17 protein-coding genes are annotated in these 16041 nt (G+C 61.4%); 6 read left to right on the top strand and 11 right to left on the bottom strand.

Annotated elements, in window-relative coordinates:
• Positions 1-402, bottom strand: a 402-nt coding sequence (locus MOV76_RS33340) for a cation:proton antiporter (RefSeq protein WP_247266113.1), incomplete at its 3' end; no start/stop codon positions are given.
• Between the two features lie 544 nt (positions 403-946).
• On the opposite strand from MOV76_RS33340, the gene MOV76_RS33335 reads away from it, so the two are divergent.
• From MOV76_RS33335 to MOV76_RS33325, 3 genes are all read left to right on the top strand, one after another.
• Positions 947-1702, top strand: coding sequence for an SDR family oxidoreductase (locus MOV76_RS33335; protein WP_018242596.1), 756 nt, complete (start codon positions 947-949; stop codon positions 1700-1702).
• A gap of 48 nt (positions 1703-1750) precedes the next feature.
• On the top strand, positions 1751-2155 hold the full coding sequence (locus MOV76_RS33330; protein WP_247266112.1) for a cupin domain-containing protein: 405 nt from the start codon (positions 1751-1753) through the stop codon (positions 2153-2155).
• A 330-nt stretch (positions 2156-2485) separates the two neighbouring features.
• Complete coding sequence (locus MOV76_RS33325) at positions 2486-3250, top strand: protocatechuate 3,4-dioxygenase (protein ID WP_247266111.1); 765 nt, start codon at positions 2486-2488, stop codon at positions 3248-3250.
• Between the two features lie 90 nt (positions 3251-3340).
• On the opposite strand, the gene MOV76_RS33320 is transcribed toward MOV76_RS33325, so the two are convergent.
• From MOV76_RS33320 to MOV76_RS33310, 3 genes are all read right to left on the bottom strand, one after another.
• Positions 3341-4117 carry a molybdopterin-binding protein gene (locus MOV76_RS33320; protein WP_247266110.1) on the bottom strand — a complete coding sequence of 259 codons (777 nt, stop codon included), beginning with the start codon at positions 4115-4117 and terminating at the stop codon, positions 3341-3343.
• A complete protein-coding gene (locus tag MOV76_RS33315) occupies positions 4114-4956 on the bottom strand; it encodes a cytochrome b/b6 domain-containing protein (protein ID WP_247266109.1) in 843 nt (280 codons plus the stop codon). Before MOV76_RS33315 ends, MOV76_RS33320 begins: the two co-directional genes overlap by 4 nt.
• 85 nt (positions 4957-5041) lie before the next feature.
• Positions 5042-5296, bottom strand: a complete 255-nt coding sequence (locus MOV76_RS33310) for a pentapeptide MXKDX repeat protein (RefSeq protein ID WP_247266108.1) — start codon at positions 5294-5296, stop codon at positions 5042-5044.
• 235 nt (positions 5297-5531) lie between these two features.
• Between MOV76_RS33310 and MOV76_RS33305 the strand changes: the two genes are divergently transcribed.
• The 3 genes from MOV76_RS33305 (at position 5532) to MOV76_RS33295 (ending at position 7139) form a co-directional block, all read left to right on the top strand.
• Positions 5532-6080 carry a sigma-70 family RNA polymerase sigma factor gene (locus tag MOV76_RS33305; protein ID WP_115157308.1) on the top strand — a complete coding sequence of 183 codons (549 nt, stop codon included), beginning with the start codon at positions 5532-5534 and terminating at the stop codon, positions 6078-6080.
• Positions 6077-6721: an NrsF family protein gene (locus MOV76_RS33300; RefSeq protein ID WP_247266107.1), complete on the top strand. Its 645-nt coding sequence runs from the start codon at positions 6077-6079 to the stop codon at positions 6719-6721. The genes MOV76_RS33305 and MOV76_RS33300 overlap by 4 nt, the downstream gene beginning before the upstream one ends.
• Before the next feature lie 136 nt (positions 6722-6857).
• A complete protein-coding gene (locus tag MOV76_RS33295; RefSeq protein WP_047621138.1) occupies positions 6858-7139 on the top strand; it encodes a hypothetical protein in 282 nt (93 codons plus the stop codon).
• A 66-nt stretch (positions 7140-7205) separates the two neighbouring features.
• Here the strand turns inward: MOV76_RS33295 and MOV76_RS33290 are convergent, their stop codons facing one another.
• The 7 genes from MOV76_RS33290 to MOV76_RS33260 all read right to left on the bottom strand — a co-directional run.
• Positions 7206-8699 carry a right-handed parallel beta-helix repeat-containing protein gene (locus MOV76_RS33290; protein ID WP_047621140.1) on the bottom strand — a complete coding sequence of 498 codons (1494 nt, stop codon included), beginning with the start codon at positions 8697-8699 and terminating at the stop codon, positions 7206-7208.
• 593 nt (positions 8700-9292) lie between these two features.
• Positions 9293-10780, bottom strand: a complete 1488-nt coding sequence (locus tag MOV76_RS33285; RefSeq protein WP_047621141.1) for a right-handed parallel beta-helix repeat-containing protein — start codon at positions 10778-10780, stop codon at positions 9293-9295.
• Between the two features lie 420 nt (positions 10781-11200).
• Complete coding sequence (locus tag MOV76_RS33280) at positions 11201-12172, bottom strand: DMT family transporter (RefSeq protein ID WP_018242608.1); 972 nt, start codon at positions 12170-12172, stop codon at positions 11201-11203.
• Between the two features lie 139 nt (positions 12173-12311).
• The gene (locus MOV76_RS33275) at positions 12312-13514 is read right to left on the bottom strand and encodes an ABC transporter permease (RefSeq protein WP_247266106.1); all 1203 of its coding nucleotides are present in this window, start codon (positions 13512-13514) and stop codon (positions 12312-12314) included.
• A 4-nt stretch (positions 13515-13518) separates the two neighbouring features.
• Positions 13519-14658, bottom strand: a complete 1140-nt coding sequence (locus MOV76_RS33270) for an ABC transporter permease (RefSeq protein WP_113543567.1) — start codon at positions 14656-14658, stop codon at positions 13519-13521.
• Positions 14655-15359, bottom strand: a complete 705-nt coding sequence (locus tag MOV76_RS33265; RefSeq protein ID WP_018242611.1) for an ABC transporter ATP-binding protein — start codon at positions 15357-15359, stop codon at positions 14655-14657. Before MOV76_RS33265 ends, MOV76_RS33270 begins: the two co-directional genes overlap by 4 nt.
• Positions 15360-15370: 11 nt before the next feature.
• Positions 15371-16041 (bottom strand): efflux RND transporter periplasmic adaptor subunit (locus MOV76_RS33260; protein ID WP_247266105.1); only part of this gene is annotated, 671 nt, incomplete at its 5' end.

Raw genomic sequence — 16041 nt, 5'->3', positions numbered from 1 at the left:
AGCGCGCGCCGCAACCGCATCAGGCGGCGCAACGATCGCGCCAAGGGCAGCGCACGCCGCCCAGGGAAGCGACGGAAAGATGAGGTGGGCCACAACGGCGACGACCGCGCAAGTGAAGAACACCGCGCCGACGGCAAGCGAGGCGATGCCGATCACATGCCGCCGCAACCGCCCGGCGGCAATGGACCAGGCGCCATCCATCAACAGCGGCGGCAGGAAGATGACCAGCACCAGCCCGGGATCAATTGATATCGCCGGCAGCCCCGGCACAAACGCCAGCGAAGCACCACCCGTCAGCAACGCCACGGACGGCGGCAATCCGAGCCTGTGGGCCGCATAGTGCAGCGCGATGATCGCAAGAAACATCGCGATGACGAGCTCGAACAAGTGGGTTGGTTCCATATGCCTCTGCCCCGGCTCGGAAACTAATCTTGGATGCCTACGGCATTCTTCCTTAAATCGAAATCGATCTAGGGAAGAATGCAGCAATTCAAAGTGTTACAGCGTTCTTGCACATCTGAACAGACGCGTGGCGCTGCAAAAGCCGCCGGCCTGGCAACGGCTGCTCCAGAGGCAGCCGGAGACAATTTTCGCTTTGTGTCATCAACGCTGGGGCTGCACCTAGCGATTTCCTTGAGGGCTAGCCGTATTGATCTTGCTTGGAACCACCCTCACCTCAATCACGCCTCAATGACCCGCCCGGCGCATGTCACGTGGCGACGCTGAATCTCCACGCCCTCGCCATTTGAGTTGCGCCTGATCGCATTAAGGAGGATTCTGCCCGGCACCGCGATGCCAGGTTCGGTCTCGGCTGACCTCAGCCATGGCGACGATCTAAGGCGACTTCGACTTGTCCAGCCTCAAACGTCTTTCGCGGCTCATTCCGACTTGCGTGATCTAGATCTGAGACATCTGCCCCGAAGGGGCGTCAACAGGGAGGTTCGTCATGAAAATCGTTCTTATCGGCGGCACCGGGCTCATCGGGTCCAAGACCGCGGCGCGTCTGCGCGCTAAAGGCCACGAGGTGCTGGCCGTCTCGCCAAGCACCGGCGTCAACACCATCACCGGCGAGGGCCTGGCGCAAGCGCTGGCCGGCGCCGATGTCGTCGTCGACCTTGCAAACTCTCCATCGTGGGAGGACAAGGCGGTTCTCGAATTCTTCGAAACCTCGAGCCGCAATCTGCTCGCCGCGGAAGCCAAGGCCGGCGTCAAGCACCATATTGCGCTCTCCATCGTCGGAACGGAGCGCCTGCCTGAGAACGGCTACTTCCGTGCCAAACTCGCCCAGGAGAAACTCATCAAGTCATCGCCGATCCCCTACACGATCGTCCATTCGACGCAGTTCCTCGAATTCCTGAAGGGCATCGCTGATGAAGCGACCGTCGGCACCGTCGCTCGTCTTTCTCCCGCAGCTTTCCAGCCCATCGCATCGGATGATGTTGCCGATGCGATGGCGGATGTCGCGCTTTCAAAGCCGCTTAACGGCACGATCGAGATTGCCGGGCCTGAGCGCGGTCACATGCACGAGATCGTTGCCCGGTATCTGAAGGCCATCAACGATCCGAGGAGAGTCCAGGCAGACGCTCATGCGCGCTACTTCGGGTCTGAACTGGACGATCGCTCGCTTGTGCCCGGCGAGGGCGCGAGGCTCGGCAAGATCGACTTTGCGGATTGGTTTCGACAGTCCCAACGGCCGACGTAAGTCCAGGCAAATCCACATCGGCATTCAACAAGCAGAGGGATTACGACAATGAATTCAGCTTTGTTATCGCTATGCGTGTCGGCCACGGTTTGCCTTTTTGGCACTTTGGCGGTTGCCGCCGAAGACGGCGCTGCCGTCACACCGCTCATGAAAAAGGACCTTCCGAATTATCCCGGCAAGGAAGGGCTGATGATATCGGTCGAGTATGGGCCGGGAGGCTCCTCGCCTATTCACAAACATGAGGCGAATGCATTCGTCCACGTTCTGGAGGGCTCGATCGTGATGCAGGTCAAGGGCGAAAAGGAAGTCACTTTGTCGCCGGGAGAGACCTTTTACGAAGGTCCCTCCGACATTCACCTGGTCAGCCGCAATGCGAGCAAGTCCAAACCGGCGAAGTTCATCGTCGTGCTGCTGAAGAAGAAGGACGCTCCGGTTGTCATGCCGGTGAAGTGACATTCCGTAGGATAGCGGCGAACCCGTGCGTCCCTGAGGCGACCAACTCCTCTTTCATCATGCTCGGGCTTGTCCCGAGCATCTGCAGACCGCGCAGCAAAATGTCAGGCACAAGGCCGAGGATGACGTAATACCGCCACCAGAACCGGTGGCTACTTGTATCACCGCGAACGGCACAGGCCCGCCGCCGACGTTCTGGACCCGGCCCTCCAGGACCAGCTCATGGACAAGCTCGCTAAGCTGAAAGGCATAAAGCTTTTCTGCTCAGGTTTAATTGGAATTTCTGGTCTACTCTCCTTAAATCCTGCGTCTTGAGGCAAAGGAAGACAGATGAAAAGGCGGACCCTTGTGCTTGGAGGTGCGGCTATCGTGGCATCATCCGTGGCTGCGGTGGCGATCTGGCCGCGGCGGCATATCACTGTTGCCGCCGGGACATTCGACTGGAAGGGAACGGATTTCGTAAGCGGCGGCACAAAGTCGATCGCCGTGGAAAAGCTGCCCGCGCCGCTCTTTCGCACCCGTCCGAATTGCGTCGTGACCGTCGTCCAGACCCTTGGCCCCTGCCATGTCAACAATCAGGACGTCTCGGAAGGAAAGGCTGGGCTGCCCCTGCGGCTGGCCGTTCGTATCGTCCATGCGGCCGATTGCCGACCGGTCGAAAACGCCGATATCGAAATCTGGCATACCGATCACCGCGGCATCTATTCCGGCCGCGAGGCTGCGGAGATGTGTACACTTGGCGATGCCGAGGCCATCAGCGGGCTTGCCTTTCGCGGCCGCCAACTGACGGATGGAAACGGGCAGGTAAGCTTTCTGACGGCCTATCCCGGATGGTACCAGGGCCGCACGCCGCATGTTCACTGCCGCATCCTTGTCGAGGGCAAGGAGCTTCTCGTCAGCCAGATCTATTTCGACGATACGCTGAGCGACATCATCTATGGTGGACATCCTGACTATCTCGGGCGCCCTGCCCGCGATACACGCAACGACGAAGACGGCATCATCCCGGAGGATGCTGCCGATCACATCTTCGATTTCGAAAAGCTCGACGGCGGCGTGCTGTCCGCCACCATCACGATCGGCCTTTCTGCCTGAGCTCCGACCCTCGACCACGACTACCTCTCCGGCCGTGGCATCCGACACGAGGAAAAGGTCAAGATCGGCATGTCGGTCGGAGTAAGCCACCTATATGCCCGCATACCATTCATAACCGCGATCCTCCCAGAAGCCGCCATTACCGCCGTAAAGCTGGCCGAGATCGGCGACCGCTTCGATTCCGGTCAGGTATTTTGCCTGCTTGTAGCCGAGCTGCCGCTCGACCCGGAGCCGGAGCGGCGCGCCATGAGCGACTTCGAGATCGCGGCCGTTCATGGTGTGGGCAAGGATCGTCTGGGGGTGGAACGCATCGACGAGATCAATGCTTTCGTAGTACCAGCCGCTTCCATCCAGCGTCTTTTCGTATTCGTCGGCGCAGTGGAAGACGATGTAGCGGGCCTCGGGTTTCAGACCCGCCGACTGCAGCAGCGCGCCGAGTGGCACGCCGGTCCATTTGCCGATCGCGCTCCAGCCTTCGACGCAGTCATGCCTGGTGATCTGCGTGCGCGCCGGCAGGGCTTTCAGCTCCACCAGCGACAACTGCATCGGCTTGTCGACCAGCCCGCCGACCTCGAGCTTCCAGCTTGAAAACCGCTGGTTCATCCAGTCGATATACCGGGCATTATCAGGCATGCTCGTGCCATTGGCGCGGAAGGTCGGCGAGATATCGGCTTCCGTGAATTCGCGGGCGAGTGCGTCGTCACCGAGCAGGAAGCGCTGCGTCTTCATGCTGAAGCCTTCGGCGATCTTGAGCACCGATTTCGTCCGATCGCTTTCGACGAGGGCATCGCAGCCGGCAAGCCCCAGGGCGGATGCCGTCATGCTCGCGCCGATCAGGAAACGACGCCTGGAAATGATGCGGCTCATGATTTTCCTCCCTGCCCGATATCGTAATAGCCGGTGATCATCGAGCGCAGATTGTTGAACACGCCCGAAACCAGCACCATCGCCACATGCACGGCGACGAAGGCGACGAGCGAGAAAGCGGTCAGGAAATGCAGCGTGCGGGCCGATTGCCGGCCGCCGAACAGATCGAGCAGCCAGGGCGCAACCGCATTGAAGCCCGGCGACATGGTAAGCCCGGTTCCAACCATCAGCGGCAGCAGCACGAAGATTACGGCGACATAGGCGAGTTTCTGCAGTGTATTGTAGTGGCGTGCCTCGGGCCCCTTGGGAAAGCGCAGCCGGACGTGACTGACGATCTCATGGCCGAGATGCGAAGGCTTCAGCTCTTCGGCCGCCGGCAGCAGATCGCGGCGGAAATGCCGACTGATAAAACCATAGGCGAGATAGATGAAGCCATTGATGACGAACAGCCAGGCAAAGAAGAAATGCCAGCGCCGGCCAGAAGCCAGATCCTGGTAACTCGGCAAGGTCAGCCAGTTCGGAAAACCGCGTACCGCAGCCTCGCCGTCGACATTCGAAACCCCGAGAATACCCGTCGTATCGAAGCTCAATCCGCCCAAGTGCGTCACACCCTTCAGCACATCGCCTTCCTGCTCCGCCTCCATGGAAATGAAGGACGGATCGTCGTCGGCGCCGTACTGGCCCCAATAGAGCGCCGGATGCGCGTTGAAGATCTGCAGGCCGCTGTAAAGCAGCACCGTCATGCACAGCACATTCACCCAGTGCGACAGACGCACCAGCAGGCTATGGCGGTAGAAGAGCGTGCGTCCGCTCGCCATGCCGGCATCGGTCGTGGCCATCGTAATTCCTCCGGATCGGCGTGAAAGGTCTTCGCGAGAAAAGACGCGGCCGCCGGCGATAAAGTTTCAGCGGCCGCGGCTAAACTTACTTCATCGCATCGCAGGCCTTCATCATCGTGTCCTTCTTCATCGTGTCCTTCTCCATGCCCGCATTGTGCATGCAGTCGGCCTTGGTGCTGCCGGTCGCCATGTTGTCCTTCTTCATCGCATCCTTCGACATCGTGTCGGTCTTCATGCTGTCTTTCTTCATGGCATCGCTGCTTTGGGCGTTGGCGACGCCGGCGAGCGACAGGCCGATGACGAAGGTGCAGGCGGCAAGGCTGGAAAGGATCTTGGTCATGAGGGTCTCCTCGGATCGATTGACATATCCGCCAGCACCCGCCGACGGCTCACAGTCCTGAATTCGATCCCCTTGCGAAGGCGGTTACAGCCCTCACGCTTATGTGATAGCGCTACAGGGCGGCGCGTCTTTTAGAGACGCGCAAAGGACGCTGTACACTTTGAATTGCCGCCAGAAGATTTTTGAATCGACCTGTAACCAAAGCGTCATCCACGCGAATGACATTGCAGACGACATGACGAGCGCCCATTCGGAACAAGCACTGAAGATGCTGATGCTTCTTTCCCTTGACGGGGACGAGGCGGCCTATCGACGTCTGCTCGTGACGTTGCGGACCCTGCTCGTTGGTTATTACGGCGGACGTATCGGCACTACCGCGAAATCCGACACGGAAGATCTCGTGCAAGAGACGTTGCTGGCGCTGCATTCGCGCCGGGCGACCTATGACAGGGAGCGGCCGTTCACCGCGTGGTTCTTCTCGATTGCCCGTTACAAGCTGATCGACCATCACCGGAAGCATGGCGGCCGGTACAAGGCGGAAATGGAGCTGGACGAGGAGATCGAAGACGATTTCAGGGAGGATGCGATTGCAGCGCGCATGGATGTCGAACGGCTGTTGAGTGGCCTGCCGCAGCACCAGCAGGAACTGATCCGTCAGGTCAGGCTCGAGGGGCAGTCGGTGGCCGATACGGCAAGCCGCACCGGACAGTCGGAATCGGCGGTCAAGGTCGGCGTTCACAGAGGCATCAAGGCGCTGGCGGCAAGATTGCGAGGTGGAATGTGAGAGAGACTGAGGACGTGATCGACAGCCTTGTCCGGGATCTGAAGCCGGTGCCGAGACATGCGTTCGAACGCCGCTTCGCGCTCGCCATCCTGCCTGCTCTGGCAATCTCGCTGCTGCTTATGCTGGTCGTCGTCGGCCTACGCACCGACATGGCGCAGGCGCTGATGCTGCCAGTCTTCTGGATCAAGTCCGCCTACAACGCCCTACTCGCAATCGCCGCCTTCGCAGCCGTTTACCGGCTATACCGGCCGGATGGCTCGGAAGGCCGCTTTTTCGGGGTTGCCGCGGCTATCGTACTCGCCCTCGCCGTCATGGCGGTCATCCAGCTCGCTTTGTCGCCGGCCGCAAGCTACCCCGTGCTGGTGCTCGGCTCCTCCGCCCTGCATTGCCCGCTGCTGATCTTTGCCTTTGCCATGCCGATCCTGATCGCAAATACCTGGGTGCTGCGTGGCGGCGCGCCGAGCAACCTCGGGGTGACAGGCTTCATCGCCGGCATTGCCGCCGGCGCATCCGGCGCCTGGGTCTATTCCTGGTTCTGCACGGAAAACGGCCTGCCCTTCGTCACCCTCTGGTATTCGCTCGGCATCCTCCTGACCGGTGCGATCGGCGCGCTGCTCGGGCCCCGCCTCCTGCGCTGGTAGCACCGGCTGCTTGCGGCGCAGCGTCGACAATCCTTCATCCGGCATGAAACCAGATGCAGCATTCCTGCGTACTACTCCAGGGATGAGTACTGCGTACCCCCTGGATAAGAAAACACAGGCAGCGAGGAATGATGGCATGGTCAGGAAAGAAAGCGTAGCCCATATCACCCGGCAAGCCGCGGAACAGGGGCTGGCCAGGCTGATGATGAGGCTGCCTGCGACGCGGGGAACGATCAGAGCGGCCGCGGCGAGCCAGCCCCATTTTTACGAATTGTGCGGCGCCTATGGCGAAGCCTGCGCGGTCCTCGATCGCATGCGCCGGGATAGATCGGCCGATCCTGCAATCATCACCGAATACGAGATCATCTGCGCGGAAATCGAAGTCGACGTCATCAGGATCCTGCTCGGCGATCAATGAGACTTCGCAGGTGCTGGGCGGACTGCCGCCGCGATGATGCAACGCCATTTGCTGCCGTTATCCCTATCAGCTTAGCACGTCATTCACGTGGATGGAGACGCTCAAAGTATCCGTGTCAAAATGCAACGAAGTTCCATCGGAGATCTTGTAGTGGAAGGTGTCGCTCACGTCTCCGCTAAGCCCGGCGAGCTTCGCCGCATCGGCCGTATAGGTGTAATCGCCGTCACTGTCGATATGGATAGTGCCGTATTGGCCGGTCAGCGTCACGCCGTTCTTGTCGACGAATTCGCCCTCGATGCGGCGAAGCAGCAGGGTTCCATTGGCCGAGCTGTCGTTTTCGAGGAGATTGCCATAATGGGCTCCATCCAAATCGGAGGAGATTTTCAGGCTGTCATGGGTTGCGACAAGCGCAGGCGCCGTGTCCGTGTGCGTCGTATCGCCGACTGCGAGACTATCGCTGCTCGCAAGCAACGTCGCCTGGGCCTCGTCGAGCGTCGTGTTGTTGCTGACCGGAAAGGTGTTCGCGGCGATGATGGCGGGAGAGATGCTGTAGGGCGTGACATCGCTGGCGATGACATTGTCGTGGAACGAGCCGGATGCCGGCCTGTCGACCTTCAGCGCCGCCTGTGACAGGTCGTCGAAGACGTTGTTGTGAATATCGATATCTTCGCGAACGTAAGTGGGGGTGCCGACAGCGCTGATCGCCACGCCCCATACGCCATCATGGATATAGTTGCCTGATATATCGTAGTCCCGCGTGTCGCCCGTGTCGCCAAGGCCGATGGCGTAAGACCAGCTGTAACCGCCATATCCGGAGATATCGTTGTCGTGGATGGCGATGTTCGTGCCCGCCTGCGCGCTGACCCCGAAGCCGCCGCCGACCAGCATATTATCCTCGACCACGGCATTCACCGCCCGGATGAGCGTGATGTCGCCTTTTGGACTGGCAGCACCCGTCTGGTCGATATAATTCCCGCTGATCAGGATATTGCTGCTGTCGTTCATCTGGACGGCATCTGCCGTGGTGCCATGGCTGTTCGTGACGGTGTTGTTGAGAAAATTGACGCCGTTGATCTTCTCGATCCAGACGCCGTCGCCGTTCACGTCGTTGATCGTGCTGTTTTCGATGGTGATGTTCGAGCCGGTCCGGAAGGTGATCGAACCGGCCTTGCCTGCCAAGCCGGTATGATCGACCTCAACATTGCGCACGGTCCAGTTCGAAACATATCCGCCATAGATGGCTGCCCCGCCGGTGTCCGAGATCTTGATATTCTCGATGACGATGTTCGATGCATAAAGGCTGTGAATACCATCGCCAGGGCTATGGATGACTGGCGCATCGCCGACCCCGTAGCTGCCGATGGTGATCGGGGCACTCACTGTGCCGGAATATTTCAGATCGAGCTGGTCGTTGAACACGCTTCCGGCGGCGAGCAGCACGCTGTCGCCCGGCTGCAGCTTCAAGTTTTCCACCGCCCAGAACGACGAAAACGGCGCGTCCTCGCTCGTTCCGCTGTTGCCGTTGGAGCCTATCGCCGGATTCACATAATAGATTGCCATATCGCCTTGTTCTCGAATTGCCGCGCAGCCGTCTGCATCGGCTGCAACGCGTGGATCGGATGCGGTCGGGGTTAAAGGCCATCAGAGGCCTTCAGTATTGCCTTCACGGCGGTTGGCAGACCCTGTGGGCCTGCCTTGGACCCGAGAAACGCCTGGCGGTGGCGGTATATTAGAGGCTACAACTTATAAGAAAATAATCTACAGAACAACGACCGAAAGGTGAATGAACCGTATCGCAGCCCGCGACCAATGGTCACCGGAGCTGACAGTGAACACGCTTTTGCAGGCTTTCCGGTGCATTTAAATGCAGCTGCGGTTCATTATGAGACACCGCAACGTTCCGCGGGCAAGGACGAGGTGCGCATCCAGGAAGGCGTTGCTCCGCCAATGCACGACCGGGTTGCAGCTGCGGCGAAGGTTGTGCTCGTTCGGTCGTTGCCTGAATCCGATCCCGCGGCAACGAAGCGGCCCGCGAAAACTTGCGGTTGAGCTTGAAAAAAACGCGTCCGCGCTCGGCCCGGGGGCTGACGGCTGCTCATGAAATCCCGGAAACTTTCCGGGATTTCTCCTTGTGTCATTGCAGCCTCGCACCCTCAGCCCAGCAAGTTATCCATATGGACGTAGACGGTCAGCGTATCGCCGTCGGTGTGGTGCGAGTTTCCGTCGTTGATCCCGTAGCTGAAGGACTCGCTCACATGGCCGTCATGGTCGGGAAGCTTCGTTTCATCGAGCGTGTAGGCATAGTTGCCTCCCCGGTCCACGTGGATGACGCCGTAGTCGCCGGTCAGCGTCAGGCCGTGCTTGCCGACGCTTTCGTCGCCGAAGCGGCGCAGAACCAGGGTGTCGTTGTCAGAGCTGTCGTTTTCGAGAAGATTGCCGCGATGGGCCTCGCCCGTATCGGTAAAGATCTTCAAATTGTCATGGACGGCGACAACAGCCGGATCCACGGACGCCTCCGTGACCGCGGCAGTCTTGGCAACCGGGCTCGCCAGCACCGTTTCGACATTGGCGACCGTATGGTTGTTACTAACGGTGAAGGTGTGTGCGTCTACGATGGACGGCGATATGGCGGTGGCCGTGGTGCCGGTCTCGATCGTATTGTGGGTGAAGGAGCCGGAGGCCGGCCTATCGACCTTCAGCGCCGCCTGCGAGAGGTCGTCGAAGACATTGTCGTGCACCTTGATATTCGTGCGGGTATAGCTGGTGCCGCTCGCGCCGCTGACGGCAACGCCCCATGCGCCGTTATGAATGTGGTTGCCTGAAATATCATAGTCCCGCGCATTGCCTTGATCGCCAAGGCCGACGCCGAAGGACCAGTCGTAGCCGTGAAATCCGGATATGTCGTTGTCGCGGATGGCGACATTCTTGCCGGCCGGCGCGCTGATACCGAAGCCGCCGCCGGTGAGAACATTGTCCTCGATCACGGCATCGGTGGCCCGCACCAGCGCGATCACGCCCTTGGGGCTATCGGCGTTCATCTGGTCGAGATGGTTGCCCTTGATCAGAATATTGCTGCTGTCGTTCACCTGCACGGCATCGGCGGTCGAGCCGTTCGCGCTGGTCACGGTGTTGTCGAGAAGCTTGACGCCGGCGACCTTTTCGATCCAGAAGCCGTCGCCCTTGACGCCCGTTATCTTGCTGTCTTCGACCGTGACGTTCGTGCTGTTGCGGAAGGTGACGGCGCCGGCATTTTCCGACATTCCCGTCTTGGCGATCTCGACATTACGGACCGTCCAGTTCGTGACGCTGCCGCCATAAATACCGGCGGTCCCGGTATTCGATATTTTGAGGTTCTCGATGACGATGTTCGAGGCATAGAGACTGTGGATGCCGTCGCCGCCGCTGTGGATGACGGGTGCTGCACCCGTCCCGTAACTGCCGATCTTGATCGGCGCACTCTCGCTGCCGGAATATTTGATATCGAACTGCTCGTTGAACACGCTCCCCTTGGCAAGAAGCACGCTGTCGCCGGGTTTCAGTTTCAAGGATTCCACTTTGGACAAAGTCGCAAAAGCCGAGTTCTGGCCCGTTCCACCGTTGCGGTCGGAGCCAGTCGCTGAGTTCACATAGTAGACTGTCATATCGCCATGTTGCCCTGTTCGTCGGATCGCTAATGTCGCCGCCGGGATCGTCCAGGATCGGCCGATCGGATGCGGCGGGGGCAACCGGCCACGGCAAAAAGGCGACAAGATGTTGTCAATGGGGCAATGAGCGCCTCGCAGGCCTTATTCCACAGGCAATGGCCTGGTGTGACGAAAGTTACAACTTGGGCCAAGAAATCGGCGACTTCGAGGTGAATAAATTGCGGCGTGTTTGCGCGAGGCGTACGTCGCCTTCGGTCTGTGCGCCATGTGATTCGTGCCTTCGCTTGCGCTCAGGGGTAGGGGCGCCAGCGACGAACGCCTTGAGCGTAAGCGAAAGGCGCACTCCAAGGTGAAACCCTACCCCCTCGCCCTCAAAGCCGAGGTCAGCGGCAACCATGTCGCAGCGATGGTGGGACCTTAGGCCCTAGCCGCTTCGGCCTTGATCTTCGGCTTCAGCAGGATGATGAGAAGCAAGCCGGCGATGATGAGTGCCGCGCCTTCGAGGTGATAGCGTTGCAACTGCTCGCCGAGGATCAGATAGGCGAGCACGGCGATGAAGATGGTCTGAATGTAGAGGAGGACGCCGGCCCGAGCCGCCCCAAGTGCCTCGATGCTGCGATTGAAGAGATAGTACATGACCGCCCCGCCAGGGATCGCGACATAGGCGAGCGCGATGAGCCCGCTGCCATTGAGCGTCGAGCGTTCGTCTGAGAATAGCTCGAACAAGTAGAAGGGCAGCGCCGTCAGCACCGCCGCACCGAGCAGCAGCACCAGGAGCGCAAGGCGATTCATGTCGAATTTCGCGCGGCGGAGCAGGACGGTGTAGAGACTGAAACAGAACGCGCCGGCGACGATCCACAGTTCACCCGGGTTGAAATCAAGCCGCATCAGCGCGGCCGGACTGCCCTTGATGATGATGACCACGATCCCGAGAAAGGCCAGGATCGATCCGATCACCTGCCAGCGTCCCATCGGCTCGGCCAGCATCAAGCGGGCAAGGATCATGGTGATGATCGGGATCAGGGCGATGATGATGCCGGCAGTGGTGGCATCGGCATGTTCGAGGCCGACAAAAATCATGCCCTGGCAGATCGCCAGTCCCACGCCGCCAATAAGAAGCAGTTCGAGCGGGCGAGCCCACATCAGCGCGACCATGTCGGCGAAATGTCGGCGCACGATCGGCATCAGGATCGCGAAGGCGATCAGCACGCGCCAGAAGCAGAGCGCCCAGGGCGGCATCTCGGTAGAAACCCATTTCGCCGCGATATAGACGCCGGCCGAGAGCAGCCAGCAGAGAACGCCCACGGAATAGGCGGCGGCAAGCGAATTGCCTGCCGCCTGTTCCGTCCCGACCGTGTCGCGATGGACCGCCAAGACATTCATTGCCATGGCTCAGTTATGCCACAGTTTCGGTGGGCTGCACAGATGAGGCGGCGGCGCTCCGCCTGTTGCGGATGTCTCCATCGGGCCGATCAGGACGGGTCGCCGTGATGATGTGAGCCGCCCGGAAGGTTCAGACAGCCAGCCTCTACCCCCTCGCCCTCAAAGCCGAGGTCAGCGGCAATCGTGTCGCCGCAAGCGCCGGCAACGCGCCGCCGATCACGCCGATGGCGAGGCCCAGTAGGCCGGCGGTCAGCGCCACGTCGGTGGTGACGTCGAGCTGGAAGGCTATCTTGGTATTGTTGGCGCCCATCGTGCTTGCCTGCCAGCCATTGAAGGCGAGCCATGAGGCGAGGATGCCGAGCGCTGCCCCGGCGACCGAGAGAAGCATGGCCTCGACCCAGGTGGCAGTGAAGGCCGGCAGGCGGCCGAAACCCAGCAGGCGCAGCGTGGCGATTTCGACGGTGCGGTCAGAGACCGAGCTCATCATCGTATTCAAAGCGCCGGCGGTTGCCCCGACCGCCATCAAGAGCGCCAGCGGCCAGCCGAACAGGCGGATGAGGCTCGCGGTACGCTCAGATTGCGCGGCATAGAGATCGGCCTCGGAGAGGGCGGTGAGCGGCGCACCAGGAAATGCGGAGAGATGCTCCTGCAACACAGGCAACCCGCCTGCCCCATCGAGACGCACGCGCAGGCTCTGCACCTGTCCCTGCCGGTCGAAGGCCGATTGCACCGCCTCCAGATCCGCCCAGATCTCGGATTCGAAGGCGTTGCCGCCAGAGGTGAAATGCCCGACGACCGTCCAGTCCACCGCACCGAGCCGCACCTTGTCGCCGACGGCGAAGCCGGAGAATTCATTGGCGATGCGGGCGCCGACGACGATATCGCGGGCACCTGGTGAAAACAGCCTGCCCGCCGACAGCGTGGCGAGGTCGCGCAAGCCGGGGCCGGCCAGATCCATGCCCCGCAGCGACAGCGTCTGATCGGCGCCGTCGCTTGCCCTGGTGACATCGACGGCAACGACGATTTCGCGCGACAGCGCCAAGCCGCCTGCGGCATTCCGCGCCACGCCGATCCCGCCGGTTGCGGCGGTCAGGCTGCGGATCTCTTCGGCCGGCACATCCGAGCCGGTTTCCTGGTTGGTGCCGCCGCCGAGGATGACGGCGATATCGGGCGAGCCTGCCCCGACAAGGGCGGCCTCGAAGCCACGCGCCATCGCCAAAAAGCCCGAGAGCACCGCCACCACGAGGGCGACCGACAGCACCATCGACAGCGAGATCCAGAGCCGCCGCGGCAGGCTGCCGAGATTGACTCTGATCATGAGAAAGATCTGCTTGAGCGCTGATGACATTGGACTATCTCGTTCTGAAGGCGTTGACGATGGGCAGGCGCATGGCGTTGAGGGCGGGGAGCAGGCCAGTCAGCAGACCAAGCCCCGCAAGGATCGCGACGGACTTCAACAGCACCGACAGACTGAAGGCGAGGCCGAACTCGGGGCCGATCAACAGCGTCGCAAGCCTGGCGAGAAGGAGCCCGCCCGCCCCACCGGCGGCGAAGATGAACAGCGTCTCGCCGAGCACCAGCGTCATGATCCGGCCGCGCGAAAAGCCCAGCACCTTCATGACGCCGATCTCGAAGCTGCGTTCCCGGATGGCGAAGAGCATGGTGTTCACCGTAATCATCAGGATGGTCACGAAGGCCGCGCCGACGACGAGGCTGACGATCAGGCCAACGTCGGCGAACTGACGCAGGAAGGCTTCGAGGAACTGCTTTTCCGATTGCGTCCGCGTCTGCGCCGCCGAGTTGGCAAACAGTGCATCGATCCGCGCCGCCAGCACGCCCGGCGACACGCCCTGGCGCGGGCGCACCACGAAGGCGTCGACCGTATCCTTGTCGCGCGCGCGGGCTGCATTGATCGTGTCGTAGCGGGCGAGCATGAAATAAGTGTCGGTGCTGGCATTCGCACCCTCGAAGATACCCGCGATCACGAAGCTCCAGTCACGACTGCCATCGGCCTTTATCAGCTGGCTGGTGACGCTGATGCGCTGGCCGACCAACCAGCCCTGCGCCTCCGCCAACGCCCGGCCGACGAGCACCCGGTCGCGGCCCTCTTCGAGCGCTGCGATGAGCGCGGACGTCAGCCCAAGCTCGTCGCCATTGGCAGCGGCAATCGAGCGTGGATCGACCGCGCTCGTCATGACGACATTCTTCTCCACCTCGACGAACCCACGCATGCGCGCGGTATAGGCGACCGCGGCGACATCGCCATCCGCAGCGATCCGGTTGAGATAGGCGAAGGGCAGCGGCAGCCCCCGGCCCGATTTGTTGAAGACGCCGAGCAGATTGTCGCTGGCGCCGGCCGCCCCTTGGCTGCCGCCGAGGAAACTCGCCGTCAGGGCATAGATCAGGAAGGCGATGCCGACCGAGAACATCAGTAGTGTTGCCCTGAACCGCTTGCGGCAGGCATTGCGCCGCATGAGCTGGAAGAAGGTCATCGGCCCCTCCCTTGCTGCTCGACGAATTCGCCCTTGTTGAGATGCAGCGTGCGCCGGGCGAAGGCGGCGGCCTCGGGATCATGCGTGACCATGATGATGGTCTTATGAAGCTCGCGATTGAGAAAGCCCAGCATCTCCAGGATATCGTTGGCCGACTTCCGGTCGAGATCGCCGGTCGGCTCGTCGCAGAGCAAAAGGTCGGGATCGCCGACGATGGCGCGCGCGATACCGACGCGCTGCTGCTGCCCGCCGGACATGCTCGATGGAAACTGCCGCTGCCGGCCCGCAAGACCGACGAGCTCCAACACGGTCTCGACGCGGGCGTGCCGCTCCTTTCGCCCGAGCGGCTTCAAGAGCAGCGGCAGCTCGATATTCTCGCCGGCATTCAGCATCGGCAGCAGATTGTAGAACTGAAAGACGATGCCCATGCCATGCGCCCGCCATGCGGCTCTGGCGCCCTCGCCCATCTGCTCGAGATGGCTGCGGCCGATCCTTATTTCCCCGGCATCAGGGCTGTCGATGCCGCCGAGCATGTTGAGAAGCGTCGATTTCCCCGAACCCGACGGCCCCATGACGGCGATGAAATCGCCGCGCGCGATGGAAAGGTCGAGCCCGGAAAAGATCGGGATCGTCTCCGCGCCGATCCTGAATGCCTTCCGGACGCCGCGAAGCGCGATATAGGGTTCTTGAGAGTCGATCATCGCTCTGCTCCTTACTGATGGTCTGTGATATCCGCGGCCTGCGGCCGAAAGGTCGCAGGTCCGCCCGCCTGCGGGCCGAAATTTGTTGTTTCGTCCACCACAAGGCGGATGCGCGCGGCCATGGCGGGGCGCATGTCTGGCGGCGGCGAGGAGGGCGACAGGCGAAGCATCACCGTCCCCTTCTCCCGCGAAATCATGGGCGCGATCTTCGATACTTCGACCGCAAACGGCTGGTCGGGAAAGCCGTCGAGCACCGCCTCGCCACGCAAGCCCGGCCGCATCAGGGCAATGTTGGCCTCGGCCACATCGGCATCGATGACCATGTTTGTCATGTCGGCAATCGCAAGCAGGCTTTCATTCTCCCGCACGCTGTCTTCGCGCGACAGCACGGTGTCACCAACATGCGCGTCAAGCCGCGTGACGGTGCCTGATATCGGCGCCCGGACGGCCAGTGCCTCCACCTGCTCGCGCGCCCTGTCGATATCGAGATCCGCCTTGGCCACATCCTGCCGTGCCTGGAGGGCGGCATTTTCGGCAGTGTCGAACGCCGTCTTCGCCTCCTCCAGCGTCTGCGCGGACATCGCATCGCGCCTGGCCAGCCGCACGGCGCGCGTAAGGGAAGACCGCGCCTGCGCCAATTCGATAGTCTTCGCCGCCAGCGCCAGCCCCGCCGATTGCCGGG

The organism is Rhizobium sp. PRIMUS64 (genome assembly GCF_023006465.1).
Classification (GTDB): domain Bacteria; phylum Pseudomonadota; class Alphaproteobacteria; order Rhizobiales; family Rhizobiaceae; genus Rhizobium; species Rhizobium leguminosarum.
This window is presented reverse-complemented; position numbering and strand designations above follow the sequence as displayed.